General features: G+C 63.4%; 21 protein-coding genes. 11 read left to right on the forward strand and 10 right to left on the reverse strand.

Annotation, left to right across the window (positions count from 1 at the left end; translation table 11 throughout):
• Nucleotides 1-2 precede the first annotated feature (2 nt).
• Complete coding sequence (locus AC02Y0_RS17465; RefSeq protein WP_444559708.1) at nt 3-233, forward strand: DUF2171 domain-containing protein; 231 nt, start codon at nt 3-5, stop codon at nt 231-233.
• Nucleotides 234-310: 77 nt separating this feature from the next.
• Here the strand turns inward: AC02Y0_RS17465 and AC02Y0_RS17470 are convergent, their stop codons facing one another.
• The 4 genes from AC02Y0_RS17470 to AC02Y0_RS17485 form a co-directional block, all read right to left on the reverse strand.
• On the reverse strand, nt 311-649 hold the full coding sequence (locus AC02Y0_RS17470; RefSeq protein WP_444559709.1) for a hypothetical protein: 339 nt from the start codon (nt 647-649) through the stop codon (nt 311-313).
• Between the two features lie 183 nt (nt 650-832).
• Complete coding sequence (locus AC02Y0_RS17475) at nt 833-1549, reverse strand: DUF6065 family protein (RefSeq protein ID WP_476380107.1); 717 nt, start codon at nt 1547-1549, stop codon at nt 833-835.
• A gap of 81 nt (nt 1550-1630) precedes the next feature.
• The gene (locus AC02Y0_RS17480) at nt 1631-2425 is read right to left on the reverse strand and encodes an anti-sigma factor family protein (protein ID WP_476380108.1); all 795 of its coding nucleotides are present in this window, start codon (nt 2423-2425) and stop codon (nt 1631-1633) included.
• A gap of 16 nt (nt 2426-2441) precedes the next feature.
• Entirely contained in the window at nt 2442-2966 is a 525-nt protein-coding gene (locus AC02Y0_RS17485; RefSeq protein WP_476380109.1) for an RNA polymerase sigma factor, read from the reverse strand.
• Nucleotides 2967-3074: 108 nt separating this feature from the next.
• Here AC02Y0_RS17485 and AC02Y0_RS17490 point away from each other — a divergent pair, with 108 nt between their 5' ends.
• Nucleotides 3075-4499, forward strand: a complete 1425-nt coding sequence (locus AC02Y0_RS17490; RefSeq protein WP_476380110.1) for a S8 family serine peptidase — start codon at nt 3075-3077, stop codon at nt 4497-4499.
• 21 nt (nt 4500-4520) lie between these two features.
• On the opposite strand, the gene AC02Y0_RS17495 is transcribed toward AC02Y0_RS17490, so the two are convergent.
• Nucleotides 4521-4922, reverse strand: coding sequence for a ketosteroid isomerase-related protein (locus AC02Y0_RS17495; RefSeq protein ID WP_102020647.1), 402 nt, complete (start codon nt 4920-4922; stop codon nt 4521-4523).
• Between the two features lie 81 nt (nt 4923-5003).
• Here AC02Y0_RS17495 and AC02Y0_RS17500 point away from each other — a divergent pair, with 81 nt between their 5' ends.
• The 4 genes from AC02Y0_RS17500 to AC02Y0_RS17515 all read left to right on the forward strand — a co-directional run bounded on the left by AC02Y0_RS17500 (nt 5004) and on the right by AC02Y0_RS17515 (nt 7124).
• Nucleotides 5004-5597: a GNAT family N-acetyltransferase gene (locus AC02Y0_RS17500; RefSeq protein WP_476380111.1), complete on the forward strand. Its 594-nt coding sequence runs from the start codon at nt 5004-5006 to the stop codon at nt 5595-5597.
• Complete coding sequence (locus tag AC02Y0_RS17505) at nt 5594-6469, forward strand: carbon-nitrogen hydrolase family protein (protein ID WP_476380112.1); 876 nt, start codon at nt 5594-5596, stop codon at nt 6467-6469. The genes AC02Y0_RS17500 and AC02Y0_RS17505 overlap by 4 nt, the downstream gene beginning before the upstream one ends.
• Nucleotides 6470-6543: 74 nt before the next feature.
• Complete coding sequence (locus AC02Y0_RS17510; RefSeq protein WP_476380113.1) at nt 6544-6813, forward strand: CopG family ribbon-helix-helix protein; 270 nt, start codon at nt 6544-6546, stop codon at nt 6811-6813.
• The gene (locus AC02Y0_RS17515) at nt 6810-7124 is read left to right on the forward strand and encodes a type II toxin-antitoxin system RelE/ParE family toxin (RefSeq protein ID WP_476380114.1); all 315 of its coding nucleotides are present in this window, start codon (nt 6810-6812) and stop codon (nt 7122-7124) included. Before AC02Y0_RS17510 ends, AC02Y0_RS17515 begins: the two co-directional genes overlap by 4 nt.
• A 31-nt stretch (nt 7125-7155) precedes the next feature.
• Here the strand turns inward: AC02Y0_RS17515 and AC02Y0_RS17520 are convergent, their stop codons facing one another.
• Both AC02Y0_RS17520 and AC02Y0_RS17525 read right to left on the reverse strand, forming a co-directional pair.
• Nucleotides 7156-8394 carry an RNA polymerase sigma factor gene (locus AC02Y0_RS17520; RefSeq protein ID WP_476380115.1) on the reverse strand — a complete coding sequence of 413 codons (1239 nt, stop codon included), beginning with the start codon at nt 8392-8394 and terminating at the stop codon, nt 7156-7158.
• Nucleotides 8395-8398: 4 nt separating this feature from the next.
• Complete coding sequence (locus AC02Y0_RS17525; RefSeq protein WP_476380116.1) at nt 8399-8770, reverse strand: YciI family protein; 372 nt, start codon at nt 8768-8770, stop codon at nt 8399-8401.
• Between the two features lie 261 nt (nt 8771-9031).
• Here AC02Y0_RS17525 and lepA point away from each other — a divergent pair, with 261 nt between their 5' ends.
• Nucleotides 9032-10852: a translation elongation factor 4 gene (gene lepA / locus AC02Y0_RS17530; protein WP_307370512.1), complete on the forward strand. Its 1821-nt coding sequence runs from the start codon at nt 9032-9034 to the stop codon at nt 10850-10852.
• Between the two features lie 51 nt (nt 10853-10903).
• On the opposite strand, the gene AC02Y0_RS17535 is transcribed toward lepA, so the two are convergent.
• Entirely contained in the window at nt 10904-11263 is a 360-nt protein-coding gene (locus tag AC02Y0_RS17535; RefSeq protein ID WP_476380117.1) for a winged helix-turn-helix transcriptional regulator, read from the reverse strand.
• 112 nt (nt 11264-11375) lie between these two features.
• On the opposite strand from AC02Y0_RS17535, the gene AC02Y0_RS17540 reads away from it, so the two are divergent.
• The 4 genes from AC02Y0_RS17540 (at nt 11376) to AC02Y0_RS17555 (ending at nt 12774) form a co-directional block, all read left to right on the forward strand.
• A complete protein-coding gene (locus tag AC02Y0_RS17540; protein ID WP_476380118.1) occupies nt 11376-11690 on the forward strand; it encodes a putative quinol monooxygenase in 315 nt (104 codons plus the stop codon).
• A 103-nt stretch (nt 11691-11793) separates the two neighbouring features.
• Entirely contained in the window at nt 11794-12024 is a 231-nt protein-coding gene (locus tag AC02Y0_RS17545; RefSeq protein ID WP_476380119.1) for a type II toxin-antitoxin system CcdA family antitoxin, read from the forward strand.
• Nucleotides 12025-12026: 2 nt separating this feature from the next.
• Entirely contained in the window at nt 12027-12326 is a 300-nt protein-coding gene (locus AC02Y0_RS17550; protein WP_476380120.1) for a CcdB family protein, read from the forward strand.
• A gap of 82 nt (nt 12327-12408) precedes the next feature.
• Nucleotides 12409-12774, forward strand: a complete 366-nt coding sequence (locus tag AC02Y0_RS17555) for a YegP family protein (protein ID WP_476380121.1) — start codon at nt 12409-12411, stop codon at nt 12772-12774.
• A gap of 1734 nt (nt 12775-14508) precedes the next feature.
• On the opposite strand, the gene AC02Y0_RS17560 is transcribed toward AC02Y0_RS17555, so the two are convergent.
• Together AC02Y0_RS17560 and AC02Y0_RS17565 are read right to left on the reverse strand one after the other, a co-directional pair.
• Nucleotides 14509-16116 carry a CRTAC1 family protein gene (locus tag AC02Y0_RS17560; RefSeq protein ID WP_476380122.1) on the reverse strand — a complete coding sequence of 536 codons (1608 nt, stop codon included), beginning with the start codon at nt 16114-16116 and terminating at the stop codon, nt 14509-14511.
• Entirely contained in the window at nt 16113-17426 is a 1314-nt protein-coding gene (locus AC02Y0_RS17565) for a vanadium-dependent haloperoxidase (protein WP_476380123.1), read from the reverse strand. The genes AC02Y0_RS17560 and AC02Y0_RS17565 overlap by 4 nt, the downstream gene beginning before the upstream one ends.
• Nucleotides 17427-17450 lie beyond the last annotated feature (24 nt).

Consider the following 17450-nt stretch of genomic DNA (forward strand, 5'->3'; position numbering starts at 1 on the left):
CAATGATTTCTGCAGACGAGATCCGCGAACACATGGAAGTTCTGGCCCAGGACGGCGCCCATGTCGGCACCGTCGACCACATGGACGGCGCCAGCCGCATCAAGCTGACCAAGAGCGATTCCTCTGATGGCCAGCACCATTACATCCCGCTCGATTGGGTCGATCATGTCGACCAGCACGTGCATCTGTCGAAGAACGCCGACGACGTGAAGAGCAACTGGGCGGTCAACTGATCCCCATCCGTTCACCGGACAACGAAGGAGGCCGCGGCAATGCCGCGGCCTTTTTTCGTTTCGATCAGATGCGAGGATCAATCGTCGTCGTCGGACGAATTCGAAGACGAATTGGACGAGGAATTCGACGACGAGTTCGAGCTGGAATTGTTCGACGAATTCGAGCTGCTGTTCGAGGAGGAGTTCGAGCTCGAATTGCTCGAGGAGTTCGACGAGCTGTTGGAATTGCTGTTGGAGTTGCTGTTTGAACTCCACCCGCCACGATCGTCATTGCGAGTACCGGAGCGCGCATAGGAGCGGCCCTCGCCGGTGCTTCTGTCGAGGAAGCGGGTCAGCGGATCGTCGGCCAGAGCAGGGGCCGGGGCGGTGGTGCCGATGGCGAGCACAGAGCTCAGGATGGCGATGAATTTCTTCATGGTCAGTCTCCTTGGTTTCTTTCACGGCAGCACGTCGGCTGCATGGGAAGAACGGACCAGATCGAGGTTTATTCCGAGAAAAATCATTTATTTTCAGATATTTAATTCTTGATATCGGCAGAATCAGAAACGCCACCCGAAACGACGTTCCGGGTGGTTAGCAACAGGATGATGCTGGTCTTCTCAGCGCTGGGCGCGGGCGAACTTCCGGTACCAACCTTCGGAGGCGATCGTCTTGCGGAAGATCGTCTTGCGTTTCGTCTGCTCCTCATCCGTCTCGCTACGAATGTCGCCTTCGAGATCCGAGGTCTCGCGCCGAAAAGGGATGACCTGGACGATCGGCGTGCCGCGCTCCAGCACATGCAGGCCATCCGGCCCGGTCGCGAAAAAGGGAAAGTGGATTTCCGACTGATAGGTATCGGTATCGACGACGCCCGCGACAACCTCGAAGAGCCCGTTGGGACGGTTGAGCGGCGATACGAAAAGACAGCTCCAGCCGGGCGGCGTGCGAATGGTCCAGTAGTTGTGGAACTTGCAGGGTGGCAGCGGACCGCGCGGATTGCCGGCGACCTGATGGGTGGCATGGTTGCTGACAAGCGTGCGGTCGAAATCCCAGCCGCAATTCACCGTGCGGCCACCATCGGAGATTTCCATGCGCACGGTTGCCGGCAGGCCGATGACCCAGCCCGCCATCATCGCATCGAGAAACGGCATGCAGCGCTTCACGGTCAACCCGCTATCGGTCGGCGAGACCTTGTCTTCCGTTACCGCCGGCAGCTTGCGGAACCACTCGGGCAGCACGGTTTTCGCGCGGACGGGCGGCGTGATCACGCCTTCGTCTTCGGGGCGGCAGGTGAAGGTGATGCGGGGGGTGGGACGTTTCAGCAGCGAGAGCTTCATCGACTTTCTCCAGATCCTTGTCTGTTCTGGAGAACGGATGCGGCGGGGTCTTATTCCCGGACCGCATCATTTTTTTTCGTTTCAGCGGCTGCGAAGCGCCTCGATATCGGCGGTTTCTTCCTGGGGCGACAACGGCGCCGCGGCGCCGATCCCGGAAAGGAAGGCATCCAGCGTTTCCGTGGTCGAGGCCGGCACATAGCCTTCCGCCACCGGATTGGTCAGAGCAAACCGCGTCTGCCAGCCCGCCGGCCCATGGCAGGCCACCGCCGTGGTCACGGCATCTGCCGCCTTGCGCTCGTATTCGCGGCAGAGATGCCCTTCGGCATCACGGAAGCTCGCGATCATGTGCAGGCTTTCGGCGTCTGAGAGCGCGCGGTCCCCGCCCGACGGCAGGGTTTCCAACGCCTCGTTCAGTGCCATGTTCGCGCCATCCGGCGCGACGCCGGTCGATTGGCCGAGAAGGAAGCCGCCGAGGCCCACCACCACCCCGATGAAGGAGGCGGCAAGGGCCATGCCCCAGGGCGACGTGATCGCCGATCCCCTGGACCGAGCGGCAGACGTGGACGACGCACGCGGCCTGAGCGGCACGACAGTGTCGGTTGTTTGCGGCGTGGCTGCTTGGGACGTGACGCCCTGCGTCTGCCGGGCGGTTGCGATCGCAGCCGCGAGTGAGGCATGAAGTGCTGCCGGCACCGGCTCATCGATCAGCGGCTTCATCGTCGCCGCGAGCTCATGTCTCGTGTCCATGAACACGGCGAGGCGCTCGGCCAAAACCTCGTCCTCGGCGAGGGCCGCCTCGATCTCGCTTTGTTCGGCGGGAGCCAGTTCGCCATCGGCAAAGGCCATCAGCATTTCGTCGGAAATCGCGCGTGTCATGGAGTGTCCGCCTTTCTCATGGCGAAGAACGTCTGGCTTCGGGATTTATTCCCGTCAATTCGGAAAGTGCCTTTCGGGCGCGGGCGAGCCGGCTCATCACTGTGCCAACTGGAATATCAAGCACGTCTGCCGCATCGCGGTAGCTCAGTTCCTCGATGCAGACCAGGACCAGCACTTCGCGCTGCTCGGGGGGCAATTGCTGCAGGGCGACTTCAACCCTTTCGAGCGCCAGCCGCGCCTCGCTCTGCGCTTCGCCTGATGACACAGACAGGTCGTGCATATCGTCGATATCGACAGCGGGGCCGGCCGTCTTTTGCCGGCGTAACTGGTCGAGCCAGAGATTGCGCAGGATGCGAAACACCCAGGCGTCGAAGCGGGTGTCAGGGTCGAAGCTTTCGGCTGCCGCCAGGGCACGCTCGCAAGTCTGCTGAACCAGATCATCGGCGACATCACGCGCACGGCAGAGCGAAATCGCAAAACGCCTGAGGTTCGGCAGGAAGGAGACGAGGCGCTCTCCGACGATATCGACAGGCTCAACCATAAAAACTTTCCGTCTCTCCGGAATAAACCAGCGGCTCGCACGTATAACCTGACATCACACTCGTCGGCGGGTCTCGAAGGCCCGGCGCCGACCACGGAGAGATGGAACATGGATCGGGTCTTTGCAAGGTTGCTCGGTGGATTGCTAGGGCTCGCCGTGGTCCTGCCACCGCCCGTCTCTCTCCCCTTCGACCCGACATACCAGCCCCTCGCGGTCGCCCATGCTGACGACGACGATGACGGTGGTGGGGACGACGATGATGACGATGATGGCGGCGGTGGGCGGAGCGAAGGCGGCTCCGGTCGATCGGGAGATCGGACGCCATCCCGTCAATCTGGCTTCACGCTGTTTCCTTTCCTGCAGCCACAACGTCCGGCACCCGTTCGTCGCGCAGCCCCAGCTATTCCCGACCGCGTGCCGAACGAGATCATTGCCGCCGGCCTGCCCGAGGCGGCCATCACCCAGTTGACCGAGGAAGGCTATGCCGTCGCCGAGCGCCAAAGCCTCAGCCTCGTGACCGGGCCCGCGACCGAGATCGTGCGCCTCGTCGTGCCGCGTGGCACCGGGCTGGAGGCGGCGCGCGAGAGGGTCACATCCCTTGCCCCGGTCGCTCAGGTCGATTTCAATCACTATTACCGGCCCGAGCAGACGGAAACCGCCCCCGATTGCGGCGGCCAGACCTGCGCCCTCGTGCGCGAAATCATCGGCTGGCCCATCGATCCCGCAGGACTCGTACAGCGCTGCGGAAGCCTGCCGAAGATCGGCTTGATCGATACGGCCATCAACCCGGATCACCCGTCCCTCGGCAATGCGCGGCTCGAAGTTATCCGGATCACCGACGATGCCCTGCCGCAATCCGGCCGCCAGCATGGGACGGCGGTCGCCGCGCTTCTCGTCGGCGCGGCCGGCAGCCGGGCACCGGGCCTGCTTCCGTCATCCGAGGTGATTGCCGTCGACGCCTTTCGCCGGCTCGGCGGATCGGCCGATGTCGCATCGACCTTCGATCTGGTCAGGGCGCTCGATGCGCTGGCGGGTCGCAATGTGCGGGTGATCAATCTCAGCCTTGCCGGTCCGGACAATGCGCTGCTGAAGACAACCGTGGAGGCCATGATCGAGCGCCGCGTGATCCTGGTCGCCGCGGTCGGCAATGCCGGCCCAAGGGCGAAACCACTCTATCCCGCCGGCTATGACGGGGTGATCGCCGTGACGGCCGTCGATAAGGGCCGCAACGCCTATCGCCGCGCGAACCAGGGCGCCCATGTCGATATCGCCGCCCCCGGCGTCAATGTCTGGACGGCCGCCTCGATCAGCGGCGCCCGTCCGAAGAGCGGCACATCCTTTGCCGCCCCCTTCGTCAGCGCCGCGGCCGCCGTCCTTCTCGCAGAGCGGCCGGACCTCACTCCGACCCAGATGGCCGAGGCGCTCTCCGGACTGGCGCAGGATATCGGCAGCCCCGGCAAGGACCAGGTGTTCGGCTGGGGGCTCCTCGATGCCCGGCGTCTGTGCACGGCCGGTGCCTCAGTTCAGCCCTGACTGCGCAGCTGCGTCGGCCGTTCAGCCGCCGACCTGGGCTATCCAGTCGGGCAGGCTGTAGTAGTTGGAGATGCGGGCGACCTTGCCGTCGCGGATCTCGAAGAAGGCACCGGCCGGCAGGCGGTAGGTCTGACCGTTGGCTTCCGGCAGGCCCTCGTCGGTTGCGAGATAGGTGCCGTTGACGATGAATTCGGCCGCACCCCGCGTGCCGTCCTCATTCACCATCACCACCATGTCGGTCAGCTCCTCCTTGTAGCAGCGGTTCATGTGGTCCATGAACTTCGCGAAGGCTTCCTTCCCCGTCTGGCGGGCACCCTGATTGATGTCGTGCGCGACATCATCGGTCAGGAGTGCCAGAAAACGATCCATGTCGCCGGCATTGAAGGCATCGTAATAGGCACGGATGGTGGCTGCGGCGGTCATCGATCACTCCTCGTCGTGGAATTGCTTTCTCGGTTCGTGCGACATGGGTATAACCACTCCGCAACGGACTGAAAACACTCTATGGCCCTCACGATCCAATCCTTTTCCGGCAGCGACGCGACGCCCTTCTTCGGCGACCTCGCGCGGCTCAGATCCACCGTCTTTCGCGCCTTCCCCTATCTCTACGAGGGAAATCCTGCCTACGAACAGACCTATCTGTCGACCTATGCGAAGTCCGAAGGCTCGGTCTTCGTGCTGGCGATCGATGATGATCAGGTGGTTGGCGTTGCCACGGGAACGCCGATGGCAGGCGAAACGGACGAGGTCCAGGCGCCATTCATCGCCGCCGGCCGCGATCCGGCGGACTATTTTTACTTCGGCGAAAGCGTGCTCCTGCCCGAGTATCGCGGCCAGGGGATCGGCGTGAAATTCTTCGAAGGCCGCGAGGCCCAGGCGAAGAGGCTAGGCCTGCGCTTCGCCACCTTCTGCGCCGTCGAGCGCCCCGCCGACCATCCGCGCCGGCCAGCCGACTATCAGCCGCTCGACGCCTTCTGGGCCAAGCGCGGCTACACCCATCACCCCGAGCTTCGGACCACCTTCACCTGGCGCGACCTCGACGACACCGTCGAGAGCCCGAAGCCGCTTTCCTTCTGGATCCGGGATCTCAAAGCATGACAGCCCTCACCCTTGCCGCCTGCCAATACAAGATCGATCTCATTGAAAGCTGGGAGGATTACGTCCTCCACCTGACGGGCCTGGTGCATCAGGCCGTCGAGCGTGGCGCAAAGGTAGTGCTCCTGCCGGAATATGCCGGCCTGGTACTCGCCGGCCAGCTCGATCCGGAAACCCGGTCCGACCTGCACGGCTCAATCGCCGGCATCCAGCCGCTGATCCCGGCCTGGGTCGAGCTCTGCGAGGAACTCGCCCGCACCCACGCAATCGTCTTCCAGCCAGGCTCTGCCCCAGTCCTCGACCCCGATGGCCAATACCGCAACCGCGCCTTCCTTTTCGGCCCGGATGGCCTGATCGGTCATCAGGACAAGATCATCATGACCCGCTTCGAGCGCGAACAATGGGGCATCGCCGCGGGACGCGACGGGCTGACAGCCTTCGAGACACCGCTCGGCAAGCTCGGCATACTCATCTGCTACGACAATGAATTCCCGATGCTGGCCCACAGCCTCGCCGAACAGGATGTCGACCTCATCCTCGCTCCCTCCTGCACCGATACTCTGGCCGGCGCCTATCGCGTCCGCATCGGCGCCCAGGCCCGGGCGCTGGAAAACCAGATCGCCGTCCTCTCCTCGCCGACCGCAGGTACCGCCCCCTGGTCGCCAGCCCTCGACGAAAACCGCGGCCGCGCCGCCCTTTACGTGCCCTCCGACTACGGCATGCCGCCCAATGGCATCTATGCCGAAAGCGAGAGTGACGACGTCGAGGAAAGCCACTGGCTGATTACCGAGATCGATCTCGACACGGTCCGGCGCCTGCGCACCGAAGGCCAGGTCGCCACCCGCCGCGACTGGCCGGAGCAGTTCGGGGTGTAATCCGGCCAAACCACTGTTCTGGCGAAATCTCTCAAGGCAGGCTATGCTGTCCCCACAACAAAAGGAACAGCGCCATGTCCTCCCGCACCACAATGACGATTGAAATCCGCCAGGATGTGAAAGACCAGCTTGATGCGCTCGCATCGGGCGTGGAGCAAAGCAGCCAGCATCTCGCAGAAGAAGCGGTCACAGCCTTTGTCGAAGAGGAACTGGCCTTGCGACAGTCCATCGAAAAAGGCCTCGCCGAGGGTCGGACCGGTGACCTAGTACCGCACGCCGAGGTCATTGCCGAAATGCGTGCGATGATCGATGCCGCGCGCCGCAAACGGGCTTCGCGGGGATGACACGCCCGGTCGTCTGGGCGACCGAAGCGACCCGCGATACGCTCGAGATCCTGCGCCATATCGCGGAGGACGACCCTGATGTCGCGGAGCGGATCGTCGACATCATCGAGGCCGCCGGCTACCGTCTTGGTGATATCCCGACCGGCCGCCCCGGACGTGTCGCGGGCACTTTCGAAAAATCCCTTGCTCCCCTCCCCTGGATCCTCTGCTACGCCGTCGACGACATTCCGGGCGTGCAGCGTATTCTGATCCTCAGGGTCATTCACACCGCCCGCAACTGGCCGAAAGGCAACTGGCCACGAGAGGACTGACGCGCGAAACTCAGCGCTGCGCGACCAACTATCAGGACGCCACCAACGCGCCCCGCCGCCGCTCCAGAAACTGCCGCTCCGCCTCCCCGGGCGAGAGCGCCAGGGCGCGATCATAGGCCTTCAACGCCTCAGCAGCCCTGCCCTGCCGCGCCAATAGATCCGCGCGGGCTGCATGAAACGGCAGAAATTCCGAGAGCGTTTCGACATCCAACCCATCCAGCTCGGCCAGCGCCTCGTCCGCCCCCTTCACCTCTGCCAGAGCCACGGCTCGATTGATGCGAATGATTGCGTCGTCGCGCAACTCCACCAATATATCATAGGCCGCAAGAACCGCCTTCCAGGGCGGCGGATCGGCGAGTGTTTTCCGCCCGCACCAGAGTGCATGGATCATCATCTGCAGAATGCGCGGACCCGGACCCGAGATGCCAAGCGCCCGCCCGCAATAGCGCCGGGCATCCTCGATCAGCGCCTTCGACCAAAGCGCCGGATCCTGCTCGGCGAGCGGCACCATAATGCCCTCCGCATCCATCCTCGCCGGCCGCCTGGCCTCGGCGAAGCGGATCGTTGCGGCGAGTGCCAGCACTTCGGCTTCTCGTGGCAACATCTCTGTCAGGAGCGCGGTCACCTCGAGCATCTCGCGGGCAAATCCTGCATGCCGTCCGGAGCCCGCCGCATCCTCATGGGCCTTGGCATAGGCGACTTCGAGCGTCGAGAGCACCGCCGCCAGCCGCTCGGCCCAATGCTCCGGCCCCGGCACCTCGAAACTCACGCCGGCCTCGGCAATCTTGCGCTTGGCGCGCACCAGCCGCTGGGCAAGTGTCGTTTCGGACACGAGAAAGGCGCGTGCCACCTCCTCCGTCGAGAGGCCACAGACCATTTTGAGCGTCAATGCCGCCCGGCTGTCTGCGGCGACTGCCGGATGACAGCAGACGAAGATCAGTTTCAGCCGCTCGTCGGGAATGACGGCGTCGTCGCTTGCGAGCCGATCCTCGGCGGTCGGCTCGGGCTCCGGCTCGTCCGGACGGTTTGCCGTCCGTGTCCGCCTGCGCCTCAGGATATCGAGGGCTGCGCGCTCGGCCACCCGATAGAGCCAGGCGGCCGGATCGCGCGGCAGGTCATGCCCCTCGTCACCCCAGGCCTTCACAGCCTTCAGGCAGCTTTCGGCAAAGGCCTCTTCCGCAAGGTCGAGATCGCGGTAGCGGGCGGCGAGTGCCGCGCGAATGCGCCCGCCCGCCGCCCGGAAGGTCTCGTCGAGGACCCCTGCCCGCATCACCTCAACGCTTCGGCGCCAGGCCGGGCGGCATCGGCAAGAGCGGCCGGACCTCAATTGCGCCATCATTGCCGAGCGGCACCTTCCTGGCGATCGCGATCGCCGCATCCAGGTCCTCGGCTTCCACGAGATAAAAGCCGCCCAGCTGTTCGCGCGTTTCGGCAAAGGGACCGTCATGGATGGTCTGCTTGCCACCCGTGGTGCGCACGGTGGTTGCCGCCTCCGTGCCCTTTAGCCCGGCGCCGGCGTGCATCTTCTCGCCCAGCTCATGGCTGAAGGCGAAATGGCGGGGGCCGAGATCGGCCATGATCGGGCCCATCTTGTCCGGACCGCCAAAGATTTCCTCATTTTCGTAGATCAGCAGCAGGTATTGCATCGGTTTTGCCCCTCCTTCGGGCCCTTGCGGCATCGTCGATCGATCCCGTCGATGAAGAGACGCGGCTCGGACATCGGATTCGACAACGACCAAAAGATTTTTTCGGGCCCCACCCACTATCGGCGACAGCCGCGCCGCTGACAACGGCCCGGCCTCAAGCGGCAAACCTTCTTGCCTGCGACGTCAAAACCGCCGTGATCGCCTGCAAAACCCGATCTTTCCGCTTTGCGATACAGGGCCTCGCTGCTATATGCGCGAGCCATGAGCACCGATCGCACGCCCCTGAGCCATATCCGCAACTTCTCCATCGTCGCCCATATCGACCATGGCAAATCGACGCTGGCCGACCGCCTGATCCAATCGACCGGCGGCCTCGCCGATCGCGAGATGTCGGAGCAGGTCCTCGACAACATGGACATCGAGAAGGAACGCGGCATCACCATCAAGGCCCAGACGGTGCGGTTGCACTACAAGGCCAACAATGGCGAAACCTATGTGCTGAACCTGATCGACACGCCCGGCCACGTCGACTTCGCCTATGAAGTCTCGCGCTCGCTGTCGGCTTGCGAAGGCTCGCTGCTGGTCGTCGACGCGTCCCAGGGCGTCGAAGCCCAGACGCTGGCGAACGTCTACCAGGCGATCGACAACAATCACGAGCTGGTCACGGTCCTCAACAAGGTGGATCTGCCGGCCGCAGAACCCGAGCGCATCAAGGAACAGATCGAGGAAGTCATCGGCATCGATGCGTCCGAAGCCGTTCTGATCTCGGCCAAGACCGGCCTTGGCATTCCCGACGTGCTCGAAGCCATCGTGCACAAGCTGCCGGCGCCAAAGAGCGAAGGCGGCGAAAAGGCCCCCTTGAAGGCCCTGCTCGTCGACAGCTGGTACGACACCTATCTCGGCGTCATGGTTCTCGTGCGCGTGCTCGACGGCGTGCTGACCAAGGGCCAGACCATCCGCATGATGGGCACGGATGCCAAATACGCGGTCGAACGCGTCGGCGTGCTGACCCCGAAGATGGTGGCCGTGGATAGCCTCGGCCCCGGCGAAATCGGCTTCTTCACCGGTTCGATCAAGGAAGTGGCCGACACCCGCGTCGGCGATACCATCACCGAAGACAAGCGCCCGACCGCCAACATGCTGCCGGGCTTCAAGCCGGCCCAGCCGGTCGTGTTCTGCGGTCTCTTCCCCGTTGACGCCGCAGACTTCGAAGATCTGCGCGCCGCCATGGGCAAACTGCGCCTCAACGACGCCTCCTTCTCCTTCGAAATGGAATCGTCTGCAGCCCTCGGCTTCGGCTTCCGCTGCGGCTTCCTCGGCTTGCTGCATCTCGAAATCATCCAGGAGCGTCTCGAGCGCGAATTCGACCTCGACCTGATCGCGACAGCTCCTTCGGTCGTCTACAAGCTGTTCATGACCGACGGATCCGAGCGCGAGTTGCACAATCCGGCCGACATGCCCGACGTGGTCAAGATCTCCGAAATCCACGAGCCCTGGATCAAGGCAACGATCCTCACCCCCGACGATTATCTCGGCGGCATCCTGAAGCTCTGCCAGGACCGTCGCGGCATACAGACCGAACTCACTTACGTGGGCAAGCGCGCGATGATCACCTATGAGCTGCCGCTCAATGAAGTGGTCTTCGATTTCTATGACCGCCTGAAGTCGATCTCCAAGGGCTACGCCTCCTTCGACTACCATCTCGACGGCCATCGCGAGGGCAACCTCGTCAAGATGTCGATCCTCGTCAATGGCGAGCCGGTCGATGCGCTGTCGATGATGGTCCACCGCATGGCAGCCGAAAAGCGCGGCCGCGACATGTGCGAAAAGCTCAAGGACCTGATCCCGAAGCACATGTTCAAGATCCCGATCCAGGCCGCCATCGGCGGCAACGTCATCGCCCGCGAAACCATCTCGGCACTCCGCAAGGACGTGACCGCCAAGTGCTACGGCGGTGACGCTTCGCGCAAGCGCAAGCTGCTCGACAAGCAGAAGGCCGGCAAGAAGCGCATGCGCCAGTTCGGCAAGGTCGAAATCCCGCAGGAAGCGTTTATCGCAGCGCTGAAGATGAGCGACGAATAAAGACAGAATTAACGCCGGCGAAAGCCGGCGTTTTCTTTTTGGCGTCTCAGCTCACACGACAACGTCATCAAGGTCCGTGTCCGACTGGCCCGATTTTCTCGCATCATGCCCCAGCCCCCAGCCGCCCATGGCATCGAGCACCGGCACCAGCGAGCGGCCGTAACCGGTATAGTCATACTCGACATAGACCATGTCGCCCTCCTTCAGGGGCTGGCGTGACACGATGCCGTCCCGCTGCAAGGCGGCCAGGTTTTCCGACAGAACCTTTTCGGACACGCCGACATAGCGGCGCAGGTCGCCGAATGTGGCCGGCCCATCGCGCAGGCGCCAGAGGATCCTCGGCTTCCACTTGCCGCCGATCACCTCGATCGTTGCCATGACCGGACAGTCGCGCATCTTGTCTCTGTCCACCGGATATCCCCTCTAGCCCTGCTCGCGGCGGCAAGCCCTAACCTCCAGGGAAGCCCTTGCATGCTCGCAGATTTTGGCCAGCATGCGTTTTCACAACCGGAGGACGCTGAAGATGATCGTCGAATATATCCGCTACGAACTCAAGACCCATCGGCCGGGCGAGCTCGTCGAAGCCTATCGGCTGGCCGCGCCGCACCTCGAGGCGGCACCGCAATGCCATGGCTATGAACTCTCCCACTGCGTCGAGCAGCCTTCCAGCCTGACGCTTCGCATCCTGTGGACCTCGACGGAGGACCATCTGCAGGGCTTTCGCAAAAGCCCGCATTTCCCACCATTCCTGTCGGCCATCCGGCCCTTCATCGGCGAGATCGCCGAGATGCGCCACTACGCCCCGACAGACGTCGCCTGGGCCCGTACCGAAGGTTGATGCCGACAGAATTGGATGCCGCAAGAGCTTGGTTTGCAGTGGAGGGCGGCTCTACCCGCCTTGCTCGGTTTGCGCTAGAATGCCTCATCCTCGGAGTTGCGCCATGTCGATTGAAGCCCGCAAAGCCCATAACCTGACCGTCAGTGCTTCCCTCATCGCCGAGGCTGAAGCCCTCGGCCTCGATATCACCGGCGCTGCCGAGAAAGGCATCGCTCTTGCCATCAAGGCCGAGAAGGAACGGCGCTGGAAAATTGAGAATGCCGAGGCGATCAAGGCCGACAACGACTATGTCGCCAAGCACGGCCTGCCGCTCGCCAAATACCGGCAGTTCTGACCATGGCGCGGTTTCGGGTCCATCGCCTGAAATCGGAAGACCAGTTGGTCGTCGATCTCCAGTCCGACTTTCTCCATGACCTTCCCACGCGGGTCGTCGCACCATTGCAGCCGGTCGAAACGGTCACCTGGGTGATCGCACGGCTGACGCCTCGTTTCGAAGTCAGTGGCCAAACCTATGTCGTGCCGACCCACCGTCTCGCCGCTCTTCCACTCTCGGAGATCGGACCCTCGATCGCCGATCTCTCCGCCCGCACCGACGAAATCACCGCTGCCACGGATTTCCTTTTCCAGGGCTTTTGAGTGCTTCTTGCCCGCCTGCCGCCGTCGCGCTAGCATTCGCATGCAATCATAAGCCGATGGACAGGCATAGAGGGAGACGGGCATGCACAAGTTCAAGATCCTGAAGACCGAAAAGGGCGAGTTCCGCGTCCAGTTCGTCTACAATTCCGAGGTCATGGTGTGGTCGGAGAACTACGCCTCCAAGGCAAGCGCGAAGAACTGCGTCGAGTCGCTGAAAAAGAACGCGCCCGCTGCCCCCGTCGTCGACCTCACCAAGGAAGAGACCGGCAGCGGTTATCGTTTCGAGATCGACGAAGCCAAGAACGGCGAAACCTTCGTCCGCTTCCGCGCCGCCAACGGCGAAATCATGGTCCGCTCGGAAACATATAAGTCGAAGTCCAGCGCGAAGAACTGCATCGAGTCGATCCAGAAGCGGGTGGCGGAAGCGGCTGTTGAAGAGGTGGACTGAGGACTCGGCATTATCAGTCAAACTGAGGGCGCAGCGGTTCCCCCCTCTCCCCCTTGTGGGAGAGGCTTCGGAGCGGTGGCCGAAGGCCAGAAATCGATCCAGTGAATCGATTTCAGCGAACGGAGGCCTGAGCGCGACGCCGCGCGAAGGCGATGAGAAGGCTTAGCCCGATCAGGGCTAAACTTCAGATTTTGTTGGTGAGGGGATCGGCGATGGTGACACCCTTGACAGACCCCATCGCTTTTCCCCCACCACGGGGGAGATGGGCGTTTCGCAAGACGCGCGCTCTCGCTTCTCCCCAGCGGGGAGAAGATGGTCCGGAGGACCAGATGAGGGGGGCGCGAAGCGCAAGGTGCGATGGCATCACGTTGAGTGTGCATGGTGATCCTCTGCTTTACGAGGTTCGGCTGCGCCGCCCCCTCATCCGGCGCTTGCGCGCCACCTTCTCCCCGCTGGGGAGAAGAGGAATGCCGCCCTCGCCCCTCATCCGCCTGCCGGCACCTTCTCCCCGCCAGCGGGGAGAAGGCCGAGACGGCCACCGCTTGCGCCTCCCTCTCCCCGCCTGCGGGGAGAGGGTAGGGTGAGGGGCAAAGCCACAAACTCGGCGTATCCGCCGAAAAAAGGGGGACGAGTTTGAGAAAATACCAAGCAAAATCAAACCCCGACGTGTTTTTTCATCCCCCACCATTTCCACCCTCGTAGACTCACCGCTGTCCCGCCCTCGGATACACCTGACGATGCGATGTCAGGCGAGGTGGGGCCGGCGCCGGGATCGAGGGTTGTCGCAGACCTGAAACTCCGGCCCGCTGCAACGGTCTCCCTCCGGACGAAGGGCTTGACGAGGGTGATGGGGCCGGATGCCTCAGAACCCGGATACCCTGATCGGAAGGACGTGCCTTAGAGGCACACAGACAAGGCGCCCGCGCTGTCGCGAACACCCAGACAGCGGGGCGAAACAAACGGCGGGGATGATTGACGATCGCCAATGATCGAAAGTTATCCCCCGGGCGAGGGTCCCGGTCGGAATGGTGCACCATCCGGCGGGAACCTCCCGGGCCACCGGCCAGGCTGAAGTGTCATCTCACGGTGATGCCGCAGCCGGACCCGCGCCCGGTCATTCCTCGGTCCTCGGGCCAAGCCCGAGGATGACGAGGACCGTCGCCGCCTTGCCAGAGAGACGCATGCAGCGGGAATAGACGCCGAACGGGGCGCCGGAAGGAGCCACATAAATTACTTAGACAGGTTGCTTCTGGCGCCTCGTCCGAGACAAATTTCAGCCAACCCGGAGGGAGCAATCCCGGCCGGCGGCGAAGCTTGGGGTTTTTGACATTAATAGATCACCCCTCATGCTGAGGTGCCCGACACAGTCGGGCCTCGAAGGGCGAGGCCACCCCGCCACCCCTCACGCTGAGGTGGGAGCGAAGCGACATCAGAAGCACGAGGCCGCCAGAGTGGGATGCTTCGAGGCCCTCGCCTTGCGAGGGCACCTCAGCATGAGGGCCTAGCGGAATGCCCGGGGTCCATCTCACCTCCCCCCATTGTGGGGGAGGACGGAAAACCGAAGGCTTAGGCGGGCGCAACCCGCCTAAACTTCAGATTTTCCTGGTGAGGGGATCGGTGATGGTGGCACGACGAACGGACCCCCTCTCTTGCAATTTCAGATGTTTAGGCGGCTTGCGCTCGCCTAATTCATCGAAATCGCTTTCTCCCCCACCAAGGGGGAGATATCTACCCTCACAGCCCCTCGCCCGGCTTCCACGTTCTCGGCGCCACACCGCGCTCGACCACATAAAACCCGTCAGCCGCCACCTTCTGCCACGCACCGGCCTCGCCGTCCGGCCACAGCACGCGGATCTCGGTTTCCCCCAGTTCCCCCAAACCGACATGATGCCAGCCGGTCTTGCCGCCCGCATGGCCGCCGCCGATGGTCACCTCGCGGCGCTGGATCACGTCGCCGGTCTTCACCTCGATCCAGGCACCGACCGCATCGCGGTTGGCTCCCTCCTGGCGGAGCGCGATCTGCAGGAAGCGGCCCGCGCCTTCGGTCGTGTTGCGCCAGATCTCGACCGGAGACCCCTGGTTGACGACGAGGAGATCGACCAATCCGTCGAGATTGAAGTCGGCAAGCGCCCCGCCTCGGCCCTTGGCCATCGAAGCGACGCCGGCCTGGTCGCCCATTTCGATGAACTTGCCGTCTGCGCCCTGAACGAGCAGGTTGTTTGGGTCCTTCTCGGCGAAGTCGGGCATCTCGGCGACATTGCCCTTGGCGACGAAAAGGTCGGTGCGGCCGTCATTGTTGACGTCCTCGAACTCCGTGTGCCAGGCGGTCGAGGGGCGGATTTCACCGCCGGTATAGGGCCGGTGGGCGGTCGCACCCTTGGCAAACGCAACATCGTTGTAAGAGGGTTTCGGCTTGCCGTCGGCAGGGATTTCGCCGAGCTTCTGCAGCTTGTTGTCGGCCATGCTGGTCAGGAAATATTCCGGATAACCGTCGAAATCGAGATCGTGGGAGGCGATGCCCATGCCCCAGATGCGCAGGTATTTCCAGCCTTCGGCCTGGGTGTAGAGCTCCGGCGCCTTGCCCGGCTCCAGCTTCCACATCTGCTCCTGGCCGCCCTTATAATATTCGCGGTCATTGGAGACGCGCAGCGAGGGCGTGCCGGAGCGGTTCCAGTCGGTGAACAGGATCGACAGCGGGCAGAAGGAGGGGTTGAGCGCGATCGGCGGGGCGAAGCGGCGCTCGGTCGTCGATGCCGGGCGATGCAGCCAGTTGTCGGTGCAGGAGCCCCAGGGCTCGAAGTCCTCGAAGCGGTCGATGTAATTGCCGATGGCGAGTGTCGGCCAGGTGTTGCCGCGCTCCCAGGTAGCGGAGAAGGCGGTCGACCAGGCGTCGCCACCGTCGAAGGCCCAGGCTTCGTTGGCGCGCTCGAAGCGGCATTCGCCCAATCCCCGCATCACGACATTCTCGCCGGAGCGCAGCAACACGACGTCCTGCAGACCGTCGCCATCGATATCCAGCGGATAGGCGCCGATCACCTTGTCGAGTTCAAGGCCTGAGACCTTTTCCTCGAATGTCAGCGCCCCGCCCTGGGTGCTGCGGTTCAGATAGAATTTTGCCTTGTCCTCGCCGCCCGCCAGAACGAGGTCGGGGAAGCCATCGGCATCGCAGTCGAAACTGCCGGCGCCGCCGCCGACCATGTACTCCCAGTCGCCGCGATAGGTGCTGGCGATGCCGCTGGAGGCGGTTTCGTCGGTGAAGCGGGGGACGAGAGGCGCGCCATTGGCGAGTGCTGTGCCTGCTGTCAGCGTGGCCACGAGGAAAAGCGATATGGGCCCCCTCATCCGCGCGTCCTCAGGGCAACCGTCTTTTCGCCGATGCAGCGGCCCTGGTCGAGGCCGCGATCGATGGCGGCGCGGAAATGGATGCCCCCATAGAGGCGGGAGACGCCGGCTTCTTCGGCCGCATCCCAGAAGCTCTTGAAGCTCCGGTTCGGCAGCTTATCGTTTTCATGGGTGTTGTCGGTGAAGGCGAAGTTTTCACCGAAGAAGGCTGTGAGCACGGTGGCGGCGGCACCCGACTGGGTGGAATGGCCGCTCGGATATTCCGGGAAAGGCGGCGTGATCAGGATCGGCTCCCATTTGGGATCAATCACCCGCTTGATGTATGTGACGGGGCGCAGCAGGTCGTATTCGAATTTCGAATGCCAGCAGCCGATGAAGGCATCGGCGAGGGTTACGCCAAGGCGGGCGAGCAGGTCGGCATGCTCGGCGGCACTCGCCTTGCGTTCGTCGAGGATCTTCAGGCCGATCACCATCCAGTGGCCGGGCGGAGTCGGCGAGAGCATCGGATCATCCGACCAGAAGCGGGCGATGGCGCGCTGTTCCGGCGTCAGGTTTTTGACGGTCTCGTAGACCTCAAAGGCTTCCTTGTAGAAATCCGAGCCCTTTTCCTCGCTATAGGCGGGCGGTGCCGGCAGGGGGCAGCCATTGCCCGTTTCCATCGCGAAGGGCCGGTTCTCGCCCCATTTCGGCAGAAGCGGCAGCTGCTGCTGGTTGATCAGGCTTGTGGGAACCCAGTTCGAAGGCCCCTTGTTGAGCGTGAACTCCAGCGGGAAGCCCATGTTCTCGACCTTGGCGCCGCCATCCCCCTCGGACCAGCTCAGGATATGGGCGGTGACGCTTTCGCCATAGGCCTGGCTGCGGGCGACGAGATCGGGGGCGAGACCCGCCGAGACCTCCTTGGCAAGCTTTTCCGTCATGCGCTTCATGGCGCGCTGGCCGGTCGGGCCGGTATTGCCGAAGAGCTGGCGCGCGGCGGAAGAAAGTGCGGCCTGCATAACGACGGCTTCGTCATAGGCGAGACCCGCTTCGCGCTGCGGCACGGGCGTGAGGCCATTCAGCTGGCCGGAGAGCGAGGTTAGCGTCCGGTCGCCGGAGGCGAGACCCTCGTAGGCGGTCACGCCGAGATAGGCGAAGGCGCGGCTTGCAACCGGTGGCGAATAGGTCGGCGTGTGCCGCACCAGTTCGAGCACGAGGCGGTACCAGTCGCGCATGACCTTGTCGGCTCCGACAGAGCCTGCCTGAGCCGGCTGCACGGCCAGCGCCATAATGATGAAGCAGAGCGCCAGGAGGCGCGTCCCCACTGCCTTCATGTCCCCCTCCCACAGGTTTCAGAA

Source organism: Allorhizobium sp. nf9_anc, assembly GCF_056323085.1.

Excerpts from the sequence above, each read along its gene's own strand:
- AC02Y0_RS17490 (WP_476380110.1), top strand. The coding sequence starts at position 3,075 with ATGGATCGGGTCTTTGCAAGGTTGCTCGGTGGATTGCTAGGGCTCGCC.
- AC02Y0_RS17545 (WP_476380119.1), top strand. The coding sequence starts at position 11,794 with ATGTCGATTGAAGCCCGCAAAGCCCATAACCTGACCGTCAGTGCTTCC.
- AC02Y0_RS17540 (WP_476380118.1), top strand. The coding sequence starts at position 11,376 with ATGATCGTCGAATATATCCGCTACGAACTCAAGACCCATCGGCCGGGC.
- AC02Y0_RS17495 (WP_102020647.1), bottom strand. The coding sequence starts at position 4,922 with ATGACCGCCGCAGCCACCATCCGTGCCTATTACGATGCCTTCAATGCC.
- AC02Y0_RS17485 (WP_476380109.1), bottom strand. The coding sequence starts at position 2,966 with ATGGTTGAGCCTGTCGATATCGTCGGAGAGCGCCTCGTCTCCTTCCTG.
- lepA (WP_307370512.1), top strand. The coding sequence starts at position 9,032 with ATGAGCACCGATCGCACGCCCCTGAGCCATATCCGCAACTTCTCCATC.
- AC02Y0_RS17500 (WP_476380111.1), top strand. The coding sequence starts at position 5,004 with ATGGCCCTCACGATCCAATCCTTTTCCGGCAGCGACGCGACGCCCTTC.
- AC02Y0_RS17515 (WP_476380114.1), top strand. The coding sequence starts at position 6,810 with ATGACACGCCCGGTCGTCTGGGCGACCGAAGCGACCCGCGATACGCTC.
- AC02Y0_RS17470 (WP_444559709.1), bottom strand. The coding sequence starts at position 649 with ATGAAGAAATTCATCGCCATCCTGAGCTCTGTGCTCGCCATCGGCACC.
- AC02Y0_RS17475 (WP_476380107.1), bottom strand. The coding sequence starts at position 1,549 with ATGAAGCTCTCGCTGCTGAAACGTCCCACCCCCCGCATCACCTTCACC.
- AC02Y0_RS17560 (WP_476380122.1), bottom strand. The coding sequence starts at position 16,116 with ATGAGGGGGCCCATATCGCTTTTCCTCGTGGCCACGCTGACAGCAGGC.
- AC02Y0_RS17465 (WP_444559708.1), top strand. The coding sequence starts at position 3 with ATGATTTCTGCAGACGAGATCCGCGAACACATGGAAGTTCTGGCCCAG.
- AC02Y0_RS17510 (WP_476380113.1), top strand. The coding sequence starts at position 6,544 with ATGTCCTCCCGCACCACAATGACGATTGAAATCCGCCAGGATGTGAAA.
- AC02Y0_RS17520 (WP_476380115.1), bottom strand. The coding sequence starts at position 8,394 with ATGCGGGCAGGGGTCCTCGACGAGACCTTCCGGGCGGCGGGCGGGCGC.
- AC02Y0_RS17480 (WP_476380108.1), bottom strand. The coding sequence starts at position 2,425 with ATGACACGCGCGATTTCCGACGAAATGCTGATGGCCTTTGCCGATGGC.
- AC02Y0_RS17565 (WP_476380123.1), bottom strand. The coding sequence starts at position 17,426 with ATGAAGGCAGTGGGGACGCGCCTCCTGGCGCTCTGCTTCATCATTATG.
- AC02Y0_RS17525 (WP_476380116.1), bottom strand. The coding sequence starts at position 8,770 with ATGCAATACCTGCTGCTGATCTACGAAAATGAGGAAATCTTTGGCGGT.
- AC02Y0_RS17555 (WP_476380121.1), top strand. The coding sequence starts at position 12,409 with ATGCACAAGTTCAAGATCCTGAAGACCGAAAAGGGCGAGTTCCGCGTC.
- AC02Y0_RS17505 (WP_476380112.1), top strand. The coding sequence starts at position 5,594 with ATGACAGCCCTCACCCTTGCCGCCTGCCAATACAAGATCGATCTCATT.
- AC02Y0_RS17550 (WP_476380120.1), top strand. The coding sequence starts at position 12,027 with ATGGCGCGGTTTCGGGTCCATCGCCTGAAATCGGAAGACCAGTTGGTC.